Annotated in this window: 18 protein-coding genes; 10 read left to right on the top strand and 8 right to left on the bottom strand. The window is 45.9% G+C overall.

What is annotated here, in order from left to right:
- Window positions 1-582 precede the first annotated feature (582 nt).
- Window positions 583-789, top strand: coding sequence for a hypothetical protein (locus tag B0H50_RS03095; protein ID WP_106198250.1), 207 nt, complete (start codon window positions 583-585; stop codon window positions 787-789).
- Window positions 790-822: 33 nt separating this feature from the next.
- On the opposite strand, the gene B0H50_RS13580 is transcribed toward B0H50_RS03095, so the two are convergent.
- From B0H50_RS13580 to B0H50_RS03080, 3 genes are all read right to left on the bottom strand, one after another.
- On the bottom strand, window positions 823-1,656 hold the full coding sequence (locus tag B0H50_RS13580; RefSeq protein ID WP_233244483.1) for a phosphate acyltransferase: 834 nt from the start codon (window positions 1,654-1,656) through the stop codon (window positions 823-825).
- Window positions 1,657-1,818: 162 nt separating this feature from the next.
- Window positions 1,819-2,157, bottom strand: a complete 339-nt coding sequence (locus tag B0H50_RS03085) for a hypothetical protein (protein ID WP_146193663.1) — start codon at window positions 2,155-2,157, stop codon at window positions 1,819-1,821.
- A 447-nt stretch (window positions 2,158-2,604) separates the two neighbouring features.
- Window positions 2,605-3,909, bottom strand: a complete 1,305-nt coding sequence (locus tag B0H50_RS03080) for a pyridoxal phosphate-dependent aminotransferase (RefSeq protein ID WP_109587230.1) — start codon at window positions 3,907-3,909, stop codon at window positions 2,605-2,607.
- A 109-nt stretch (window positions 3,910-4,018) separates the two neighbouring features.
- Here B0H50_RS03080 and B0H50_RS03075 point away from each other — a divergent pair, with 109 nt between their 5' ends.
- Window positions 4,019-4,438 carry a VanZ family protein gene (locus tag B0H50_RS03075; protein ID WP_106198249.1) on the top strand — a complete coding sequence of 140 codons (420 nt, stop codon included), beginning with the start codon at window positions 4,019-4,021 and terminating at the stop codon, window positions 4,436-4,438.
- A gap of 100 nt (window positions 4,439-4,538) precedes the next feature.
- Here B0H50_RS03075 and rbr read toward each other — a convergent pair whose 3' ends face one another.
- Together rbr and murB are read right to left on the bottom strand one after the other, a co-directional pair.
- Window positions 4,539-5,078 (bottom strand): rubrerythrin, encoded by a 540-nt coding sequence (gene rbr / locus B0H50_RS03070; protein ID WP_106198248.1) that lies wholly within the window; start codon window positions 5,076-5,078, stop codon window positions 4,539-4,541.
- 61 nt (window positions 5,079-5,139) lie between these two features.
- Window positions 5,140-6,009 carry a UDP-N-acetylmuramate dehydrogenase gene (gene murB / locus B0H50_RS03065; RefSeq protein WP_109587229.1) on the bottom strand — a complete coding sequence of 290 codons (870 nt, stop codon included), beginning with the start codon at window positions 6,007-6,009 and terminating at the stop codon, window positions 5,140-5,142.
- A gap of 80 nt (window positions 6,010-6,089) precedes the next feature.
- Between murB and B0H50_RS03060 the strand changes: the two genes are divergently transcribed.
- Window positions 6,090-8,939, top strand: a complete 2,850-nt coding sequence (locus B0H50_RS03060) for an adenylate/guanylate cyclase domain-containing protein (protein ID WP_109587228.1) — start codon at window positions 6,090-6,092, stop codon at window positions 8,937-8,939.
- Between the two features lie 82 nt (window positions 8,940-9,021).
- On the opposite strand, the gene B0H50_RS03055 is transcribed toward B0H50_RS03060, so the two are convergent.
- On the bottom strand, window positions 9,022-10,920 hold the full coding sequence (locus B0H50_RS03055) for a TonB-dependent receptor (RefSeq protein WP_106198245.1): 1,899 nt from the start codon (window positions 10,918-10,920) through the stop codon (window positions 9,022-9,024).
- 61 nt (window positions 10,921-10,981) lie between these two features.
- On the opposite strand from B0H50_RS03055, the gene trxA reads away from it, so the two are divergent.
- The 6 genes from trxA to B0H50_RS03025 all read left to right on the top strand — a co-directional run bounded on the left by trxA (window position 10,982) and on the right by B0H50_RS03025 (window position 16,059).
- Window positions 10,982-11,299 (top strand): thioredoxin, encoded by a 318-nt coding sequence (gene trxA / locus B0H50_RS03050; protein WP_106198244.1) that lies wholly within the window; start codon window positions 10,982-10,984, stop codon window positions 11,297-11,299.
- A gap of 52 nt (window positions 11,300-11,351) precedes the next feature.
- Entirely contained in the window at window positions 11,352-11,990 is a 639-nt protein-coding gene (locus tag B0H50_RS03045) for a YkgJ family cysteine cluster protein (RefSeq protein ID WP_106198243.1), read from the top strand.
- Window positions 11,991-11,997: 7 nt separating this feature from the next.
- A complete protein-coding gene (gene thiL / locus B0H50_RS03040; RefSeq protein WP_106198242.1) occupies window positions 11,998-12,981 on the top strand; it encodes a thiamine-phosphate kinase in 984 nt (327 codons plus the stop codon).
- 215 nt (window positions 12,982-13,196) lie between these two features.
- Window positions 13,197-14,750 carry a 2-isopropylmalate synthase LeuA2 gene (leuA2, locus tag B0H50_RS03035; protein ID WP_106198241.1) on the top strand — a complete coding sequence of 518 codons (1,554 nt, stop codon included), beginning with the start codon at window positions 13,197-13,199 and terminating at the stop codon, window positions 14,748-14,750.
- A gap of 7 nt (window positions 14,751-14,757) precedes the next feature.
- The gene (gene hpt, locus B0H50_RS03030) at window positions 14,758-15,267 is read left to right on the top strand and encodes a hypoxanthine phosphoribosyltransferase (RefSeq protein WP_109587227.1); all 510 of its coding nucleotides are present in this window, start codon (window positions 14,758-14,760) and stop codon (window positions 15,265-15,267) included.
- Between the two features lie 102 nt (window positions 15,268-15,369).
- Window positions 15,370-16,059, top strand: coding sequence for an SIMPL domain-containing protein (locus B0H50_RS03025; RefSeq protein WP_158256449.1), 690 nt, complete (start codon window positions 15,370-15,372; stop codon window positions 16,057-16,059).
- A gap of 94 nt (window positions 16,060-16,153) precedes the next feature.
- Here B0H50_RS03025 and B0H50_RS03020 read toward each other — a convergent pair whose 3' ends face one another.
- Together B0H50_RS03020 and B0H50_RS13100 are read right to left on the bottom strand one after the other, a co-directional pair.
- On the bottom strand, window positions 16,154-16,774 hold the full coding sequence (locus B0H50_RS03020; protein WP_158275874.1) for a TatD family hydrolase: 621 nt from the start codon (window positions 16,772-16,774) through the stop codon (window positions 16,154-16,156).
- Window positions 16,771-17,094 (bottom strand): hypothetical protein, encoded by a 324-nt coding sequence (locus tag B0H50_RS13100; protein WP_146129151.1) that lies wholly within the window; start codon window positions 17,092-17,094, stop codon window positions 16,771-16,773. The genes B0H50_RS03020 and B0H50_RS13100 overlap by 4 nt, the downstream gene beginning before the upstream one ends.
- 317 nt (window positions 17,095-17,411) lie before the next feature.
- On the opposite strand from B0H50_RS13100, the gene nifJ reads away from it, so the two are divergent.
- Window positions 17,412-20,975 (top strand): pyruvate:ferredoxin (flavodoxin) oxidoreductase, encoded by a 3,564-nt coding sequence (nifJ, locus tag B0H50_RS03010; protein ID WP_109587224.1) that lies wholly within the window; start codon window positions 17,412-17,414, stop codon window positions 20,973-20,975.
- The last annotated feature ends 15 nt before the right edge of the window (window positions 20,976-20,990 follow it).

The following is a 20,990-nucleotide window of genomic DNA, read 5'->3' as shown; positions in this document are numbered from 1 at the left end:
AAAATCGAGTTGAAAAAACATCGCTTTGATTTTGCTTTTCGCTTCTTCAATTTTGAAATTTCAAAGCTCTTTTTTTAGCTAACAAAAACTAAATGTCACCGTTTATTTGACAGAACCACCGAAACTCCGAATAACACAATTCAACCGATGAGGTAATCGTGAGAACCATCGTTTCAATTCTTTTCATCATTTGGGCGCTTGTAGTTTTCATTCTGAACTTATTTTATATCGGTCAGTTCGTTGTGTTGGCTGTGATTGCAAGCCCGTCCGCTTGGTCGTGCTTCTGTGCTTTCGTTTGGTTGTCAACGCTTATGTTCTTCATAGCAAACGTGGAATCTGTGTTGTTAGCCATCAACGGAAAACAGCAATGAAGCTCGTATCAGACGGCTCTTCAAAAGTCCGGTGACACGCTGATTCCGGGAAACCGGCTTCAGCATAAAAACCGATTTGAGATTGCGCTTTGTGATTGTATACGAAAGCACTCTCTTATTATCATTATCGGGGTTTCCTTGGCTCTGTTTAAGGGAACCCCAGAGTTGTCGCTGTTGGAAAGTTCACCCTTATCGGTCGTAACGGCAATTGGTGGAGTTCTTCCGAGTCCGCTGCCGGTACGGCGTCGAAACGGAACTTGAACTTTCGCAACGAGGCGCTGAACGTGAACACGAACAGCAAGGCAAATGGCAAATTCGTCCGTTGCCTCCGGGACTTTCGAAAGCGCAGGGCGTAAGCCCTGCGCTTTTTGTTTTTGGCGATTGGGTATTTTCGACGGCAAAAAAAGAACCGCCCTAGCGGACGGTTCTTTTCCAAGGAGAAATTGCAAAATTATTTTGCGGCGTCCTTCTTTTCTTGCACAATCGCATCGATAACGGCTGCGACGGTCAAATTGAAAATGTCGTGGACGGAAGCGTCGGCATCGGTAAAGTGCACGGGCTTTTTGAGTCCCATCTGAACGGGCCCAATGGATTCGCCAACTCCCATTTCCAAGAGCATTTTGCAAGTGATGTTTGCCGAAGAAAGGCACGGGAAAATGAGAGTGTTCACGTCCTTGCCTTTCAGCGTGTTGAACGGATACTTGTTGTCGCGAAGCTCCTTGTTCAACGCGACACTTGCCTGCATTTCTCCATCGACGGCGTAATTCGGATATTTTTCGTGGAGGATTTTCACGGCATCCCGAACGGAACTGGCGGAACCGTTGGTGCCTTTGTCCGCGCGAAGCCCTCTCAACATTTCTCGGACGACGAGACCGCCTTGGCTGTGGGCGACGATGTCAACGGTGAGTTCGGGGGTTTGCTTCCAATCGATCGGCGTCCCTGAACAAAAATCGTCTAGAACTTCCCCCAAGAATTTGTAGAGTTTTCGGGATTGAGAATTTGTTTCATTTCCGTTGTCCCAAAAAGGCAGTGCCTCATCCCATTCGCCGTTCCTGATGTCTCCCGGAGCTTGGAAAAAATAGATTCCGTTGTGGTTGATGTTGGCTTCGGTATTGTCGATGTTTTGGGCTCTAGCTAAAATATCAGGCGCTGAGCCTCGCTCGTATTTTTTGACAAGTCCCTGCTGAAATTCTACAGAATTTTTCTTTTCGCTCCCTTTTAGATTCGATGTCGATTCGACGCCCCAGACTTCAAAATCACTGTCTAAACCGTGAACGAAGACCACAGGCCGCGCTAACTTTTTTCCCGGTTCCCCGACATATTTCCATTCGGGGAATGCGACGCGCTGCTCTTTTCAGTGTTCCTTTAGATTTTCCTTGTCAAATTTCTGCTTGAAGTTCCAAGTGTTGAAGCTGGTTCTTATGCTGGCGATGGATCCGTCCGTTTTTTAACTGTCCAAAGAAATTTCGCGCCAATCATGGACGTTTTTGAGAAAGTCTTTTTCTTCTGATGAAAAATTTCCATGGGTCCAACCGGATTTTAGGCATTTTTTGCCCGAGAAAAAGTATTTCACTCCGGGATAGCGAAGCTTGTTGAGGCATGTCACGTCGTAAGAAATTTTTATGATGCTGAACAGGCAATATCCGTGATCCTGGGTTACGGTTTCCCATAAGCCATCGGCGTCGTCCCAATAGGAATCGACCTTTTCTTCCATTTTTGTCGCGGTTATTGAATTGGGATCGCTGCAAACGTCATAAGGGAGATAAGTAGGGTCGTGCGGTTCCAACCATATTATTTCGGAATTCTTTTTTTGGGGAGAATCTTTGTATTTCGCTTTTGCATCTGCAAAATCGCCGCCCCAAGCGGCGGAAAGAGAAATGAATATGGCAAAAAAAACAAAGAATTCATTAAATAATCTCCAAATTCTTTTTTGAGATTTTGTTATTTATATAATAATAGAAAAATGTCATAATTGCGTCAAGAAATGGTAAATTCCCCCCAAAAAAATGCAAATATCTTCATAAAATTCCAAGGCGTTTCGCTGTAGCAAATTTCGCTTTATTCCGTTATTCCTGCCCTAGTTCACTCCGTACTTGTCTTTTACACGTGTCGCTTAAGGACCGCGCCAGCGAAAAACATTTCACTACAGCAAAAGAATTTTGCAGAAACAAAAACAGCTCCGTGTTCGGGACGAAACTGTTTTTTGCGAAAGAAACCTTTTGGCTAAAACCGGTTATGCGCTTTTTACGTAAGCCTTGATGGCGTCCCGGATTTTGGAAAAGACGAGGCGCAGTTCGTCTTCGTCTTCTTCGAGGAGCGTGATGCGGAATCCCTGGAGTTCGCTGCAGAAGCTGCTGATGGGAACGACGCAGACTCCGGTCGAGGCGAGCAGGTAATAGACGAAGCGGTAATCCAGGCTGGAGACGTTTTCCGTCCACTTCTCGACAAGGCTTCGGATTTCCGGATTTTCGACGGGCAGTGTTTGCCTGTCGTTGAGAACTCCCGGCTTGAAGACGATCGTGTTGTAGAACGCGCCGTAGGTCGGGTTGAAATACAGTTCGGGAACTTCCGAGAGAATTTCGTTGATGAGCGCGCTGCGCCGTCCGATTTTTTCGTTCAGCGCGTCGCGGTGGATTTTGTAGCGCGTATCGCCGAGAACCTTGGGAATCGTCAGCTGCGGAATGGTTGTGGAGCAGACCTCGATCATCTTGGCATTGTCAATCGCGCGGCAGAATGCGTCAAATTCGGGATCCTTGTCGCGGTTGTAATATTCCGCCCAGCCGCAGCGGGAACCCGGCCACGGATATTGCTTGGAAATGCCGTTCAGCGAAATGCCCGGAACGTCGCCGATATAGGTGGCAAGCGGATGGGCGACGGCTCCGTTGTAGGTGATTTTGTTGTAAATCTCGTCGCAGATGATGCAGAGGTGGTAGTCCTTTGCAATTTTGACCATTTTTTCCAGATGCTCAATCGGGTAAACCATTCCCGTCGGATTGTCTGGATTAATAATCAGGATGCCCGCGATGCTCGGGTTGTATTTCACTTTGTTCTCGAGCTCTTCCAAGTCCGGGAGCCAGTGATTTTCCGGGCGCAGGTGATAGACCAGCGGGGAAGCATGCGCATGGGAGGCTTCGGCGGAACTGTGGGTACTGTAGGCGGGGGACGGCCCGATGATGCGGGTCGTCATGGAAAGGAGGCTGTAGATGGTGGAAATCGCGTCCCCGAGTCCATTGAAAAATAGGATGTCGTCAGCGGTGATCTGGACGCCGCCGAGCTTGTTCGTTTCGCTTGCCAGAAATTCGCGGGTGGCGAGAAGCCCTTTGGACGGGCAATAGCCGTAACTTTTATTTTCCTCGACGATTTCGCCGACGATTTCTTTGATCCATTCGGGAACCTGGCAATGCTTTTCGATGGGGTCGCCGATATTTTCCCAGTAGATTTTCAATCCGAGTGCCTTTAACTGATTTGCCTTCTTGACGATTTCTCGAATTTCGTAAGAAAGTTCTTTGGCGCCTTCAGTCAAAAGTCGTTTACGCATAATGTATGCATCTCCAATAAGAATGGTTGATGTTTTCAATATAATAAATTCAATTTCCCGAGAGAGGCGAACGGGGAAATCTCACGACGAAAATTTCTAATTTTTTCCTATGCAAAAATTGGATTTTCTTTTTGAACGTTATCCGCTCTTCCGCTATATTCCCGCGATTTTACTTTTAGCGTTGCTTTTCCGCACGTCGTCAATCGATGGCGAAGGAATGAGTTGGCTCACCGAACCTTATGACAAAATTGTTCATGGAGCGACTTATGCTTTTCTCGGGACATTTTTTGCTTTATGGTTTAGCAATTTCCATTGGAAAACGAAGCCGTTCTTGTATGCGGTAATCTGCGTCATTCTTTGCGTTATCGCAGGCGTTCTCGATGAATTTCATCAAAGTTTTGTGCCGGGGCGTTCGGTTTCTGCGGGCGATGTTATCGCAGATTTTATTGGCGGAACAATCGGCGTTATCATTTTTGTGCGCGTAAAACCGTGGCAGCGTTTCCGCATTTTTAAAGAATCCGAAAAATAATTTGCGAAAAATTTAGCGCGATTTTTTATTCAAAATGAATCAATTAAAAATCGCACGGCGAAGCCGTGCGAAAAATGGAATGATTTAAGCGTTTTTGACGTTAATAATTTTCTGCAGAAATTTCGAAGAACGATTGCGGATGTGCGCAGACGGGGCAAACAGTGGGAGCTTTTGTGCCGATGACAATGTGTCCGCAGTTGCGGCATTCCCAAATTTTGACTTCGCTTTTTTCGAAGACTGCTGCGGTTTCGATGTTCTTTAATAATGCGCGGTAACGTTCTTCGTGACGTTTTTCGATGGCGGCGACCATGCGGAATTTTTTTGCTAACGCTTGAAAGCCTTCGGCTTCTGCGGTCTTCGCAAATTCTTCATACATATCGGTCCATTCGTAATTTTCACCGTCGGCGGCGGCTTTTAAATTGTCTTTTGTTTCGCCGATTCCTTCGAGTTCTTTGAACCAAAGTTTTGCATGTTCTTTTTCGTTGTCCGCGGTTTTTAAGAAAAGTTCTGCGATTTGTTCAAAGCCTTCTTTCTTGGCTTTGGATGCAAAATAAGTGTATTTGTTGCGCGCTTGCGATTCGCCAGCAAAAGCTGCTTGTAAATTTTTTTCGGTTTGCGTGCCTGCGTATTTATTTGCCATAGATTCTCCTTTGTGGTTTTATTGTAAATAATATACTCATTTGTTTTGAGAAAAGATACGATTAAAATTTTCCCAAGAAAATGATTTCTTTTTCGAGAAGAGCGCCGCTATTTTCAAAAACTTTTTCTTTGGCGAGTTCCGACAAATCGTAAATTTCTTGGGCGGTTGCGTTCCCGATGTTGACGATAAAATTGGCGTGCTTCGAAGAAATTTGTGCGCCGCCGAGAGTTTTCCCTTTGAGTCCAGCGGCTTCAACTAGAGCGCCGGGAAATCCTGCGGGAGAACGTTTGAACACGGAACCTGCGCTCGGAAATTCAAGCGGTTGCTTCGCTTTGCGTTCTTCCATAATTTTCTTTTGCGCAAGAATCATTTCTGAGGAATTTCCGGGTGTCAGTTGAAATGTCGCTTCGAGAATAATCTTTTTTGAATTTTGAAAAATCGAATGGCGATAGGAAAATTCACAGTCCGCGAGTGAAAATGTTTTGACAGTTTCATCGTCGTCGAGAATTTTTACGCTTTGCAATGTTTGCGAAATTTCTTCGCCGTAAGCGCCCGCATTCATTACGACTGCGCCGCCGACCGTTCCTGGAATTCCCGCGAGCAAATGCATTCCCGAAAATCCGAGAGTTGCGCTCATCCGCGCAATCATCGAAAGGGGAGTCGAAGCTTTTGCAACGAGAGTTCCTTTTTCAAATTTAAAGTGCGAAAATTCTTTGCCGAGTTTTACGATGACACCTTCAAATCCTGCGTCCGAGACGACGACATTCGAACCGAGCCCGATAAAAAAGAGCGGTAATTTTTTTTCACGGGCGAATGATTTCGCTTCTAAAATTTCTTCTACCGATTCCGCTTTTGCAAAATAGCGCGCTGCGCCGCCCGCGCGGAATGTGGTGAACGCTTTCATGTCGACATTTTCTTGAATCGTTAGCATATTCAAACTCGGATTGATTTGGGTTTTAAATTTAACAATTCTCGCCGAACAAAAAAACGAAAACTTTTTACATTTCGTTTGTGAAATTCAAACATCCGAAAAAAATTAAGCGCACATTGGCCGGGCTTTTGACCGGCATTGTGATGACCCTTCTTTTGCTCTTGATTCCGAGTAGCATTTTAACCCGCGCCGAATATATTTTTTACGACGGATTTTCGAAGCATGAATCCGATAAAGCGTCGCTCCATTCCGATGATATTTTCATCGTTGACATCGATGAAAATGCGCTTTCAAAATATGGTCCGTATAATGAATGGACGCGGGAAACTCACGCCAAAGCGGTGGAAAAATTAGAAGAAGGTGGCGCTGCGGCAATCGCCTTTGATATTCTTTTTAAAACGGCGGATTTTGGAACGCGCAATGCGGTGCGCACCGAAAAAGTTTTGAGCGCTCTTTATCCCGCGAAAAATTGGCGCTACGACTTTGATAAAATTCGGCAGTCTTTTGATTACGATTCAATTTTGGTGCGAAGCATCGGCGAAAATGGAAATGTGATTATCTGCGGAACATTTAGCGTGCGAAGCGATTATAAACATCAGTCGCAGTGGATGCCGCTCAGCACAATTCATCGTGCCGAAGAAATCGATGCGAAGCCGGTATTTTCCCTGGCGCAATCTTCTGCTCCCGAAAAAATTGAAGAAAAAGATTTGCTCGATAATATCTTCCCCGAACTTTCGCACGCGTCGGAAAATTTTGGCGTCGTCAATGCGACTCCCGATGTCGATGGCGTGATTCGGAAAATGCGTTTGCTTTATCGTTTTCCGAATTCCGAAATTCATCCGGGCGAAACGCAAAAAATTTATCCTGCGCTTTCGCTTGCAACTCTTATGCATCTTTTCAAAACGAATCCGGATTCTGTTCGAATTCAACAGGGCGAATACATTGACTTAGGAAAACCGTTTGCCATTTACCGCGATTCTCTTGGCGTTTTGCGCACGACTTATCCGCAGATTACATTCCCGATGATCCGCGGAATTTTATCCAAGAAAAATTTGCTTTTATACGAACCGTTAAACGATAGTCTCGCCGAAAATTTCATCGAAATTTCTCCGCAGATTCGTGCCGAAAAAGATGACGAAGGAAACGTGACCATTTTAACCGACGAAGGCGATTTTGAAATCGGCGATGAAGAACTCACCGATTACGATAATGAAGTGATTCGGATTTTTCAACCTGAAATTGATTCGCTCAAAAACGGCGCAAGCATTTGGCTTTCGGCATCTCTCGATTTTCGTTTTAGCCCGCAGAAAAAACGCTGGGTTTCGAATTATTCCATTCTTTCGCCCGATGTGCTCACCGACCTTTTCGCTTTGGATTTGGCGACGATTTACGAATTAAAACCGGGTGAAGAAATTCGCTTAGGAAAACGGAAACGGATTCCGATTAACAATGACGGCGATTTTATTTTGCGCTATAAGAGCGCTTATAATATTCCGCAGACAAAGAGAACTTATCAGCATCTTTCGTATTACGATGTAATTGAAGGTCGCATTCCGCCCGAAACTTATCAAGGAAAAATTTTCATTTTAGGGAGTGCGGCGCCCGCGATGTTTGACTTTTATGCGGTTCCGCAAGATGACCATTTCCCCGCAGTTCTTGTGCATGCGACGATCATCGATAATATCTTAAACGATGAATTTACACAAGCGGATTTTCCGCATCCCGCTTTCTACGCAATCGCTGCTATTTTCGCCATTCTCATCGGACTTTTTGCACCGCAATATCTCGCGCTTATTTTCCTTTTGGTTTTAATATTTTTGAACATTATCGTCTCGTATTATTTCTTTTCGAACGGATATTACATCGGCTGCGCCACTTATATTATCGAATGCATTCTCGCTTTCTTTGGTTCATTCTTGGTGCGATTCTATTTTGAAAATCGCGATAAAAATTTTCTCGATAAATCGTTTAAGCAATATGTTTCGAATGAATTGATCGATCAGATGTTAAACCGCGAAGAGCTCCCGAAACTCGGTGGCGAAAAGAAATATCTCACCGCTTATTTTACAGACATTCAAGGATTTTCTTCGTTCTCGGAACAAATCGGTGATCCCGAAAAATTAGTGGTTCTTTTGAATAGTTATTTGACTGCGATGACGAATATCATCAAGGAAGAAAATCAGGGAACTCTTGATAAATACGAAGGTGATGCGATTATCGCATTTTTTGGTGCGCCGACTCCGTTACAAAATCAGCGACGTCATGCGATTTTAAGCGCCATCTCGATGCAGAAAAAGCAGAAACTTCTCCGCGAAAAATGGAAAGCCGAAATGGAAAGTGGAAAAGATTTTTGGCCAGAATCGGTTTACAAAATGCACACGCGTATCGGCATCAATTCGGGCGAAATCGTCGTTGGCAATATGGGCTCGGAAACGCGAAAAAATTATACGATGATGGGGGATTCGGTCAATTTAGCGTCGCGATTAGAAAGCATTGGAAAGCAATATGGCGTTTACATTTTAGTGAGCGAAGAAGTGCTTACGGGAACGCATGATCCCGAAGACAAAACGGATTATCGCGGGGAATTTGTGGTGCGCCCGATCGATAAATTACGCGTCGTTGGGAAAACGGAACCGGTTCAAGTTTACGAAATTCTCGGCGAAAAAACGGACGCTGATGCGGGTGCATTAACTCTTCTTTCGACTCTTTGGCAAAAAGCGCAAGCGTTTTATTTCGCAGAAAAATGGGATGATGCGATTGCCGTTTTCGAAGAAACAAAACTTTTGGAACCGCATTTACAATCGAAAGATCCCGGTGCGCGTCCCACTCCTTCCGAAGTTTTCATCGCCCGTTGCTTTGAATATAAAATGAACCCGCCCGAAGGAAACGGCAAAAAATGGGACGGCGTTTATGTGGCGAAAAATAAATGATGTAAATGTAGAATTTGGCGCGTCGGAGTCGCCAAATTTCTAAAACGGTTAATTTGTGAATTATTCGCACTGACCACTAATTCTAATTATCAAATTGCCACGTGATGCCGTAGAGGAATCGAATGCCTTCGGGGCGGTAGCCGGTCGCGGGCTCGTAAAGGCTGTGGTTTAAATTGTCGATGCGCGAGTAAAGGGAGAACGAAAGAATGCGCATGCGGGCTTCGAAATTGAGCGCTAAATAATGGCGCAATTCGACGATTTCGAGAGAATCCTCTTTGTTTATCTGCAAATCGGAGCGGTTTCCAAACCAAGTGAAATTAAAGGCGACGCTTACGCCTAAACGATTTTTCACGAATTTATCGGACCAGCGAATGTAGCCTTTGTAATAAAGATTGGTGACGTCAATCGGGCGATTTTGCATCGCCAAAGACTGTTCGCGTTCTAAATAAAATTGCCAGTTGCCGAGGGCAATTCCCGCTGCCATATACCAATCGAGAGCTTCTGCATCTTTTAAATTCGTCCACTGATAAGCGCTTTCGATGCTTTCGAGGCCAGAGCTTGTGACCCAGCGTTGTTTAATCGGACTATCGATGTATTCGTAGCGGAGACCGACGCTGTAAAAAATTCCGCCCGGATTCCATTCGATATTTCCGCTCATCCGAGTGCGTTCTTCCGGCTGTAAATTTTCGTTGGGAACTGCGTAACGTCCGCGATTAAAAATTTTCAATTCATCGATATCGGGAAAGCGCGTATCGTGTCGGAAATTTCCTTTGAGATTAACGTGATACGGCAAATGAATTGTCGCGGTGGCGGACGCCATTTTGGCAACTTCGACCGAATCAAAAATATTGGAATTGCGAAGGGCTCCCGCTTGCACGCGGAAATCCAAAACCGAAAGTTTATCGCTCAATTCAAAGTAATAAAGTTCGCGGTCTTGTTTATAACGATCATTCGCTTCGGTAAATTCATATTCCATGCGAAACGCCGGATTAAATGGCATCTTGAATGCGATTCCGCCTTCGCCATTCACGGTTTCATATTTCAATTTATCGGTAACGCCATACCAGTTTGTGTCTTGAATTGCTTCGCCATCTTCATCGACGGTATCGCGTAGACTTTTCACCAAATCGACTAAACTATCGTAAGCGATTTCGTGTTCCCCGCTGTAAATTCCCGCGTAAATTTCTGCGGTTTTTACCGGACGAAATCCCGCGCGAAAGCCGTAGGTAAACGAACGCAGCTCGGTGCGGAATGGATCTTCTAAATAAGTCACATTCGAATAATTGGTGCTGTCGAGAGTGTAAGCGTACGGCGGAATATCATCGTTTTTTACCACCAAATAATTGATGCTTCCCACGATTTCGCCCTTCGGAAAATACCACGCGACCGACGGCTTAAAATTCATCGTGCTCATTTTGATGTTGCGCCCGCTAAATGGAATTTCAGAAGAATCGCGCCCGAGTGCGAAGAACGGTTGATGCGTCACATCTTGATAGCGGAAAACTTTGGAACTATCATTGGAATAACTGGCGATGCCGATGTCGAGTTCAATACTATCGAGAAGTAAACGGCGAAAGTCCAAGCCGAAAGCGTTGCCGTTAAACGCATAACGTTCCCAAAGAATTTTCGTCACCGGCGTATCGACGGGAATCCCGCGAGCGTAATCTTCTTTCATAATGCCGTTTTCGCCGTTCATCGAAAGTTGCGTTTCATCGTAGGTGAGCGGGAAAGTAAAAATGGCGGCGAGCTTTGACGGTAAACGATGCGAAGGATTTCCAATTCCCGCAGAGCGATAACCCAAATCGGGATTGCCCAAAATCGATGTTCCCAAAATCCATTCGGCTTTTTGCCCTTCTAAGTCGTAAGTTCTTTCGGCGATTTCAGGATACTCGGCACCTTTGCGTGCTGTGCTCAACTCTTCGACGGCAAAAGCCTGCGAAAGGAAAAAACAAAAAGTGATGAATATCGCATAAAAGGGCATGAATTCGCTCTCAACGCAAAAAAATAGTTATTTTTAAGGAAAATTTGAAAGAGGTTTGTACATGTCCGTTCTGAATGTAACCGAAAAAGATTTTGATCAGGTGATCAATTCGGGTAAACTTGTTCTCGTCGATTTCTGGGCTGTTTGGTGCAGACCGTGCCAAATGATGGGTCCGGTGATGGAAGAACTCGCCCAAGAATACGATGGAAAGCTCGTCGTCGCCAAAGTCAACGTGGACGAAGCCGAAAATCTTTGCGTCCGTTTTGGCATCACGAATATTCCGAATATGAAATTTTTCAAAAACGGCGTGGAAGTGGGAAATGTTGTCGGAGCAGTTCCGAAAAGCACTCTCGTCGCTGCGATTGAAAAAAATCAGTAAGTTCACAACGCGCAGCGCATGCTGCGCTTTTTTGTTTTAATTCCTTTTCATCATGTCTGGAATTGATTCTGTTTTAGAAAAACTTCGCGGAACCGAAGAATATGAAATTCTTTCCGAGATGGATTCGTTTTACAAGCGAATCGCAGAAGAAGAAAATCTTTGGTTAGAAAAATCGAAATTAACTTGTCCTTCTGGCTGCGGAAAATGCTGCGAACATTTTGAGCCCGATTTATTCGAAGGTGAAGCGCTTTATATGGCGGCATGGATTTTCGAAAATAAACCGGAATGGATTGAAAAAATTTTGCAGAAAAAATTTCCTTTTCCCGCAGAAAATCGTTGCCCCTTTTTTAATCCAGATTCGCCGTTCCACTGTAGCATTTATTTAGGACGCGCTTTTATTTGTCGGCTTTTCGGCGCAAGCGGAACTCGCGATAAAAAAGAAAATGAAGTTTGGCGTCCGTGTAAATTTTATCCGCAAGAAATTTTAGCGGCGCATCAACCACCGCTTTCTCATCGCACTTATTCGAAGGCAGAAATTGCCGCGATATTTCACGCGTTACCGCCGGCGATGGGCGATTTGATGGAGCAATCGTTATCAATTACTCCGGACGATGAATCGACAGAAATGCTCCGCGATGCACTTCCGAAAGCGTTAAATAAATTACTTTTCATTTTAAATCTTAATCAATAAAAATTTTATGAGTTCATTTCATTTTCCTCCTCTCGGCGAATTCAATTTTATTCAGAAAATTTTGGAAGGCGATTTAGCGATGGACGAAATTCCGCCGCAAAAACGCGTTTGGTTCGGTGCGGGCGACGATTGCGCAGCCTTTGACGGTTGGCTTGTAACGAAAGATATGTCCGCCGAAAATTCGCATTTCCGTTTGGATTGGTCTTCGCCCGAAGACGCTGTGGAAAAATGCATCGTTTCGAATGTTTCGGATATTTCGGCGATGGGCGGAAAAGCGACGATGGCGCTTCTCGGCATTTGTGTGAATAAAAATTGGACGAAAGAATTGCGCGAACGCATTGCAAAAGCATTTTCCGACGGATTTCAAAAGCGGGGAATTGCGCTCATCGGCGGCGACATCGTTTCGTCAAATGAAGGACTTTTTTCGATTACAATGCTCGGGCGCGCAGCCGGTGAACCGCTCCGCAGATCCGGTGCAAAAGTCGGCGATACCGTTTATGTGTCAAGTCCCATCGGCGCAAGTGGCGCAGGACTTTGGGCGTTCCTCCACGGGAAAAATCAAGACGCAGAAATCACCGATGTCGTCCGCGAACATTTAGCGCCTGTAATCGATGAACATCGCGGCGAAAAACTTCTCGCTCTCGGCGTTTCGGGCGGCTGCATCGACCTTTCGGACGGACTCAGTTCGGAACTCAATCATTTAGCGCTTTCGTCGGGTGTAAAAATTCAAATTGAAGAAGCGAAAATTCCGGTGCATCCAGGCGCTTTGCGTTTGAGCAAAAAATACGGAGTCGATCCGCGGGAATTTTGGCTTTTCGGTGGAGAAGATTATCGCTTGCTTTTTACCTCGACGATTTCCGAAGAAACATTCCGCAAAAACGGCGTTCCCGCTTATGCGATTGGAAAAGTTTTCGAAGGCTCAGGAGTTGAAATGCTCAATTTGCAAGGAAAAATGGAAACGGTCAAAGCGTCGGGTTGGTCGCATTTATAATTCCAAAATATTCTTGCTTTTTCATTCTTCTTTTTCTATATTCAAGGCATGACAAAAAGCTTAAACCTTCTACTTCTAATTTGCAATCGCAGTTGAAGCGAGGTTTTACGCTATTCATTTCAAAAACGCCCGCTTCACATCGATGCGGGCTTTGTTATTTTTGGAACGAAAATTTCAAAAGCTTGCGCTGTCGATGACGGGCAAGGAGAATCAAAATGGAATCGAACGAAAGAAAACCGTTTATTTACGACGTCACATTACGCGATGGCAATCAGGCGTTACCCAATCCGTGGAATAATGCGCAGAAGAAAGATGTTTATTTGCAACTTTTAAAACTCGGCGTGCAAGGCGCAGAAGTCGGATTCCCGGCATCTTCCGAAATGGATTTTGAATCGTGCAAGGAATTGGCGCAGCTCACCCACAAAATGGCAGAAGAAGGGAATGAAGAAGCGAAGCGCATCGTCGTTTCGGGACTTGCGCGTTGCATTCCAAGCGATATTCAACGCTGCTGGGAAGCGGTACAGTACGCACCGCATCCGCGCATTCACACCTTCCTCGCGGGCAGTCCGCTTTCGATGGAATATGTGCTCCACATGACTCCGGAACAAGTGAAAGAACGTGCCGTTTCTTGCGTCAAATTGGCGAAGTCTTTGGTCGGTGACCGCGGTGATGTCGAATTTAGCGTGGAACATTTCGGCGATTGCCTTGAAAATATGGATTTCGTCATCGACGAATTGAAAGCCGTCGTCGAAGCGGGCGCTACGACAATCAATTTGCCGAATACAGTCGAACGTTATCGTCCAGCCTTATACGTCAACCAAATCAAACAAGTTTACGAAGCGCTCCCGAAGAACGTCACCATCTCGGTACATTGTCACAATGACTTGGGCATGGCGACTGCGGCAACGGTGGAAAGTTTTTATGCGGGCGCAACCCAGTTAGAAGTTTCGTTAAACGGACTCGGCGAACGCTGCGGCAACACGAACCTTTACGAAGTCGTCGTCGCTCTCGCAAATTCAGGAACTCCTGTCGATTTGCATCTCGAACGCATTTACGAAACCGCCATTCTCATTTCGCAGTGGTCGGGAATTAGCATTTACAGTCGTGCTCCGTTAATCGGCGCCGAAGCTATCGTGCACCGCAGCGGCATCCATCAAGACGGCGCAAGCAAAACCAAAGGCATGAAGAAAGGCGCTTATCGTCCAATCGATTATGCGATGATCGGCCGAAATCAGAACGATTCGTTAAGCTTTACAAGTCAGAGCGGACGCACAGCGGTTTACGAAATCATCACGAAATTCGGTTATAAATTATCGCTCGCCGAAGCATCGGAATTGCAGCCGATTTTAAAATCGATTAGCGAAAAAGAAGGCGAACTTTCTGCAGAACGCGTCTTGGACGTTTTCCGCGATCAACTCGTGAATGTCAACGGCCGTTTGATTTTCAACAATATCGAAGTCATCCCAGACGAAAACCGCTTCATTTTCCATTTCAAAAAAGACGGCGAAGCGCTTGTAAAATCGGTCACCGCCGAAGGTCCAATCGAAGCAGCGATTATGCTCATGCGTGAAATCGGAATGCCGGTGGAACTCGTCAAATATCGTCAGCTCGTCGTTCCGGAAAAGGATAAATTGTGGGCGGGTCGCGGATTAAGTCGCATTGTGTTGAAATCGGGCGAAAAAGAAGTCGAAGGTCGCGGCGTTTCGAGCGATACGCTCAAAGCGAATATGCGTGCGATTTTCTGCGGCGTCAATTTACTTTACAAGTAAGACTGAAATGGCAATAAAAACTCTCATTTCCGAAGAATGTTTGCAGAAGCGCACCGCTGAATTGGCGAAAGAAATTTCTGCAGACGGGCACGTCGATGTCCTTGTCGGGGCGTTGACGGGCGCCTTTATTTTTGTCGCAGATCTCGCTCGGGCGTTAAATTTTCCCGAGATGCAAATTCAATTTGTCAAAGCGCGCAGCTACGGAAACGGCACCGAACGTTCGTCATTTTCTGTCGAAGGATTAAATTCTCTTGATGTGAAAAATAAAAACGTTCTCATCGTCGATGATATTTTTGACACGGGGCACACCCTCAAAAATCTTTCTGCCGAAATTCAAAAACTCGGTCCCGCTTCGGTGAGAACTTGTGCGCTTCTCGATAAACCGAGCCGCCGCGAGGTGGATTTCCAAGTCAATTATCTCGGCTTTCAAGTGGAAAACGTTTTCGTTATCGGCTACGGTTTGGATCACGCAGAAAAATTCCGCGCGCTTCCAAAAATTTGCATCGTCGAAGATTGATCAAAAAATTGTATAAAAATGGCAGCGTTTAAACGTTGCCATTTTTTAATTTATTTTCTATTTTATGCAAAAAGAATCAGTAATCAAAAGGAGGAAAATCTCGTGAAAAATCGTATTTTAGAATCTCTCATTTTGTCGGCAGCGTTAATTATTTTTGGCGGTATTTTGTATAGCGCTGTGGAAAAAGCCTGTGACCGCGATAGATCCGTTTCGGTCCGTGGACTCGCTGAAAAAATTGTGCCCGCAAACAAAGCAAATTGGAGAGTGCGTTTTACGGAACTCGGCAATGATTTGCCTGCAATGTTAAAAACTGTCGCCGTAAAAGATTCTGAGATTGTCAAATTTTTTGTGGATCGCAGCATTCCACGCGAAGATATCAATGTGAATTCTCCGAGCGTCAGCGATAATTTTTTGGATATTTATTTAAACAAGAAACCGGAAAATCGCTATACCGTCAGTTCAACAATTTCCATTTCGTCTTCGCAAGTGGAAAAATTCAAGAAAATCCAATCTGAAATCGGTGAACTCGCTATGCAGGGAATCGTTTTGGAGGAAGGAATGATTCATTATGAATTTACAAAACTGAATACGATTAAACCGCAGATGATTGAAGAAGCGACGAAAAATGCCCGCGAAGCTGCCGAAAAATTTGCAAAAGATTCGAAAAGTAAAATTGGTAAAATCCGTTCCGCAGTGCAGGGCGTTTTTAGCATCGACGACAACGAAGACGAAAAAGCTCCGCACATGAAAAAAGTCCGCGTCGTCACTTCTGTTGTATTTTCGCTCGAATAGAAGTTTGCGCTTCGCACGAGGAATTCTCAAATTTACCGCTTTAGAAATTTGCGTTTTCCTCTGCGCCGTCGGCGCCAAGCTTTTCATTTTTCCCTTAGCAAGCGTCCGTTTCAAATCGGATTCTTTCTTCGGGAATGAGCGGAAGCGCTTCGCGAGTTGAAGTTTTGCGGAAAGAATCACGATGAAGAGAAAAAAGCGCATTAAATTTTAAGGCACGCTGAACGATTTCTGCATCACCAGTAAAACGATGCAAAATAATCGGTGGGGAATTTTCGCCAAATCCTAATTTTTCAAGAATCTTTAAAATGCGGCGGGTATCGCCGACAGAATGAATCATTAAAGGTCTTTGAAAATGCAGCGCGAGTTCCGCTTGGCGTTGGAAAATTTCTTCTTGAATTTCGCCCGGTTTATAGCCCGGATAACGTTTATCTAGTCCGCATTCGCCGACAAAAGCCTGCGGATATTTTTCTAAAAGGGCTGTTAGTTTTTGTAGCAAAAAGGGAAAATTTTCTTTTTCCGCAGAAGCGATCATCGGGTGAATTCCGAAACACGGTGTCGCATTTTCTTTCCAAATCGAAAGCAAATTTTCAACGGCATCCCATTCCCACTTTTCGCAGGCGACGATTACCGCTTGGTAACCGCGGGCGATGAGTTTTTGCGAAAGTTCTTCAGCGTGGGGGAGTCGCGCAATATGAACGTGAAAGTCAAAGCTCACGGCAAATTTTCGAGAATTTCTGCGGCAAGTCCGACTCGGTCGTTGCAAGTCATATTCGGATTCGGGCGAATTTCTTTGCAAAGAGTTCCGCCGGTAACGCGACTAAATTCGCGGATAATTTCGGCTTCTTTTTCGGGTTTGTATTGAATGGCGGCGTATAATGCGCCACAAAGTCCGCCGGGAGCGTGGCCCGCTCCGCAAGCTTTAAATTTTTCAACTTCTGCAGGATCGCCGCCGTGGGCATTTAACCAAGCCGCTGCGACCGACATAGCGCAATTTCCGAGATGCTTCGCGTGATATTCTTTTGCAAAATCTTTCATAAGAATCTCCAAAATTTCTTTTATAAATTAGAATTTGAGAATAAAAAAGGTTGTAATCGCCTCGGAAAAATTTCTTTTGAATAAAATTTTAACATTTTGAAAGTAAAAACAACGAAATTTACTTTGCTGAAACTGCCAAAATGCCATTTTTGCATAAAATGTCGTCGTTTTTAAATTTTTGTCGAACGGAAAATGGGCTCTTTATCAATTTTTTTGCTTTTTTTCGTTTTTTATAACCGATAATTATATAATTTTGATGGCGAATATCTCGAAAAACCGTTTTGTATTGAGATGTTTACTTATTTCTGGAGATTTCTATGGCAAAGAAGATGATTGCGGTTGACGGCAACGAAGCAACTGCGAACGTCGCTTTTCAAGTAAGCGAAGTTGCAGCTATCTACCCGATTACACCGTCTAGTCCGATGGCCGAGCACGCAGACAACTGGAGCGCTGCCGGCAAGAAGAATATTTGGGGTCAGGTTCCTCGCGTGTTTGAAATGCAGTCCGAAGGCGGTGCCGCTGGTACAGTGCACGGTGCTCTTCAGGCTGGCGCATTGACGACCACTTTTACGGCATCTCAAGGTCTTCTCTTGATGATTCCGAATATGTACAAAATCGCGGGTGAACTCACCCCGACCGTTTTCCATGTAACCGCCCGTTCGCTTGCCGCACAGGGTCTTTCTATTTTTGGCGACCATTCTGACGTGATGGCTTGCCGTCAGACTGGCTTTGCGATGCTTTGCTCTTCTTCGGTTCAGGAATGCCAAGATTTAGCTCTCGTCGCGCATGCTTCGACTCTCGAAGGCCGCATTCCGACGATGCATTTCTTTGATGGTTTCCGCACTTCTCACGAAGTGATGAAAATCGAATCTCTCGATGACGGCGTGATTCGTCAAGTAATCGATGACAAGTATGTGAAGGCTTGCCGCGAACGCGCTCTCACACCGGATCGCCCGACTATGCGCGGTACCGCACAAAACCCGGACGTTTACTTCCAGGGTCGCGAAACGGTGAACAAATACTACGAAGCTTATCCGGCGATTGTTCAAAAGTATATGGACAAGGTTGCAAGCTTCACCGGTCGTCAATATCACTTGGTCGATTATGTGGGCGCAGCCGATGCTGACCGCGTGATCGTGGTGATGGGCTCTGCCGCATCAACGATTAAAGATACCGTCGCTTACTTGAATAAGAAAGGCGAAAAAGTCGGCGTTGCAATTATCCGTTTGTTCCGCCCGTTCCCGATGGAACAACTCGTTAACGCTCTTCCGAAAACCGCAAAGAAAATTGCAGTTCTCGACCGTTCGAAGGAACCGGGTTCTGCAGGCGAACCGCTTTTGGAAGATGTGATTACCGCTGTTTCTGGCGCTGCAATGAAGGGCACTATCGCTCTTCCGACCGTAATCGGTGGCCGCTATGGTCTTTCGTCGAAGGAATTTACTCCGGCGATGGTCAAGGCTGTTTATGACGAACTTGCCAAGGAATCTCCGAAATCCCGCTTTACCGTGGGCATTAACGATGATGTTTGCCATACAAGCCTCACTGTCGATCCGAACTTCAAACTGGAAAGCGATTTCTTCCAAGCGATGTTCTTCGGTCTCGGTTCCGACGGTACCGTGGGTGCGAATAAGAACTCGATTAAGATTATCGGTAACGAAACTGATAACTACGCTCAAGGTTACTTCGTTTACGACTCGAAGAAATCGGGTTCGATGACAACTTCGCACTTGCGTTTTGGTAAGAGCATTATCGATGCGCCGTATTTGATTGAAGAAAATCAAGCGGACTTCGTCGCATGCCACCATACACCGCATCTCGAATCGGTCGATATGTTGAAGTATGCAAAAGACGGTGCAACATTCCTCGTGAACACTCCGCACTCTGCAGAAACCGTTTGGGATACTTTCCCGCGTCCGGTGCAAGAAGAAATTATCAAGAAGAATTTGAAGGTTTATGTAATCGACGCTTATGCAGTCGCTGCAAAGACCGGTATGGGTCGCCGCATTAACACGGTGATGCAGACTTGCTTCTTCTCGAAACTCGGCAACGTGCTCGATTCCGAAACCGCAATCAAGTACATTAAGAAATATGCCGAAAAGACATACGCGAAGAAAGGCATGGAAGTCGTTCAGAAGAACTGGGACGCTATCGATGCTTCTCTTGCAAACCTCCACGAAGTGAAGGTTCCGGCACAAGTAACGAGCAAGAAGGAATTCCGCGAAGCGATTCACGGAAACGCTCCGAAATTTGTGAACGAAGTGACCGCAGAAATTATCCGCGGCAACGGCGAAAAGCTTCCGGTTTCGAAGATGCCTGTCGACGGCGTTTTCCCGACCGGTACGACCAAGTACGAAAAACGCGACCTCGCTCTCGCTATTCCGAGCTGGAATCCGGATGTCTGCGTTCAGTGCGGCAAGTGCGCAATGGTTTGCCCGCACGCAGCAATTCGTATTAAGGTTGTCGACGAATCGGCTCTCGCTAATGCTCCGGAAGGCTTTAAGGCTACGGCTGCTAAGGGTTACAAGCTCGACGGTTCGACGAAGCCGATGTTTACCATCTCCGTTTCGAGCTACGACTGTACTGGTTGCGGCGTTTGTACGCAGGCTTGCATCGGTAAGGATAAGACCGACGAAACCAAGAAAGCAATCAATATGGTTCCGCAAGAACCGATTAAGGTGCAAGAAGGCAAGTGCTGGGACTTCTTTGTGGATCTCCCGGAATTTGACCGCACAAAGGTTAATAAGAGCTTGGTGAAGCAAGCGATGCTTCTCGAACCGCTCTTTGAATTCTCTGGCTCTTGCGCAGGTTGCGGTGAAACTGCATACGTGCGTCTCGTAAGCCAACTCTTCGGCGATCGCATGGTGATTGCGAACGCTACCGGCTGCTCTTCAATTTATGGCGGTAACCTCCCGACCACACCGTGGGCAAAGAACAAGGAAGGTCGCGGTCCGGCATGGGCAAATAGCCTCTTCGAAGATAACGCAGAATTCGGTCTCGGTTTGCGTCTCGGCGTGTCTAAGCATGCAAAGCAAGCTGTGGATCTTCTCGATTCTCTCGCGGATAAGCTTCCGGCAGATCTCGTGAACGCTTTGAAGACTCAAGAACAGAAGGACGAAGCGGGCATTCAAGCGCAGCGTGAAAATGTTGCGAAGTTGAAAGCAGAACTCGCTAAGGTTGATGGCGACGATGCAAAGAGCCTCGCAGACGAATTTGCTGACTACTTGGTCAAGAAATCCGTTTGGATCATCGGTGGCGATGGTTGGGCATACGATATCGGCTACGGTGGACTTGATCACGTGATGGCTACAGGCGAAAATGTGAACATTCTCGTCCTCGATACCGAAGTCTATTCGAACACGGGTGGACAAGCTTCGAAATCGACGAACCGCGGTGCGGTTGCCCTCTTTGCTGCTGCTGGTAAGCGTGCAGGCAAGAAGGACTTGGGTCTTATCGCGATGAGCTATAAGAACGTTTACGTCGGTCGCGTGGCAATCGGTGCAAATGACGCCCAGACTTTGAAGGTCTTCCAAGAAGCGGAAGCTCACGATGGTCCGTCGCTCATTATCGCATACTGCCCGTGCATTAACCACGGTTTCGATTTGAATAATCAGCTCGCTCACCAGAAGATGGCGGTGGATTCTGGCTACTGGACACTTCTCCGTTACAATCCGGAACTCGTTGCCGAAGGCAAGGCTCCGCTGATTCTCGATTCGAAGAAGCCGACAATTCCGGTGAAGGAATACATCTACACGGAAAACCGCTACAAGGCTTTGACCCGTACGAAGCCGGAAGTAGCCGCAAAACTTGCAGACGACCTCCAGAAAGAAGTCGATGCACGTTATGCTTACTACGAGCAGATGTCCAAAGAAACCGCAGTTTAAGCGTTGAAAAAACAA

It is taken from the genome of Hallerella porci, from assembly GCF_003148885.1.
Taxonomy (GTDB): domain Bacteria; phylum Fibrobacterota; class Fibrobacteria; order Fibrobacterales; family Fibrobacteraceae; genus Hallerella; species Hallerella porci.
The sequence above is the reverse complement of the archived record's forward strand: the minus strand, read 5'-3'. Positions and strand labels throughout refer to the sequence as shown.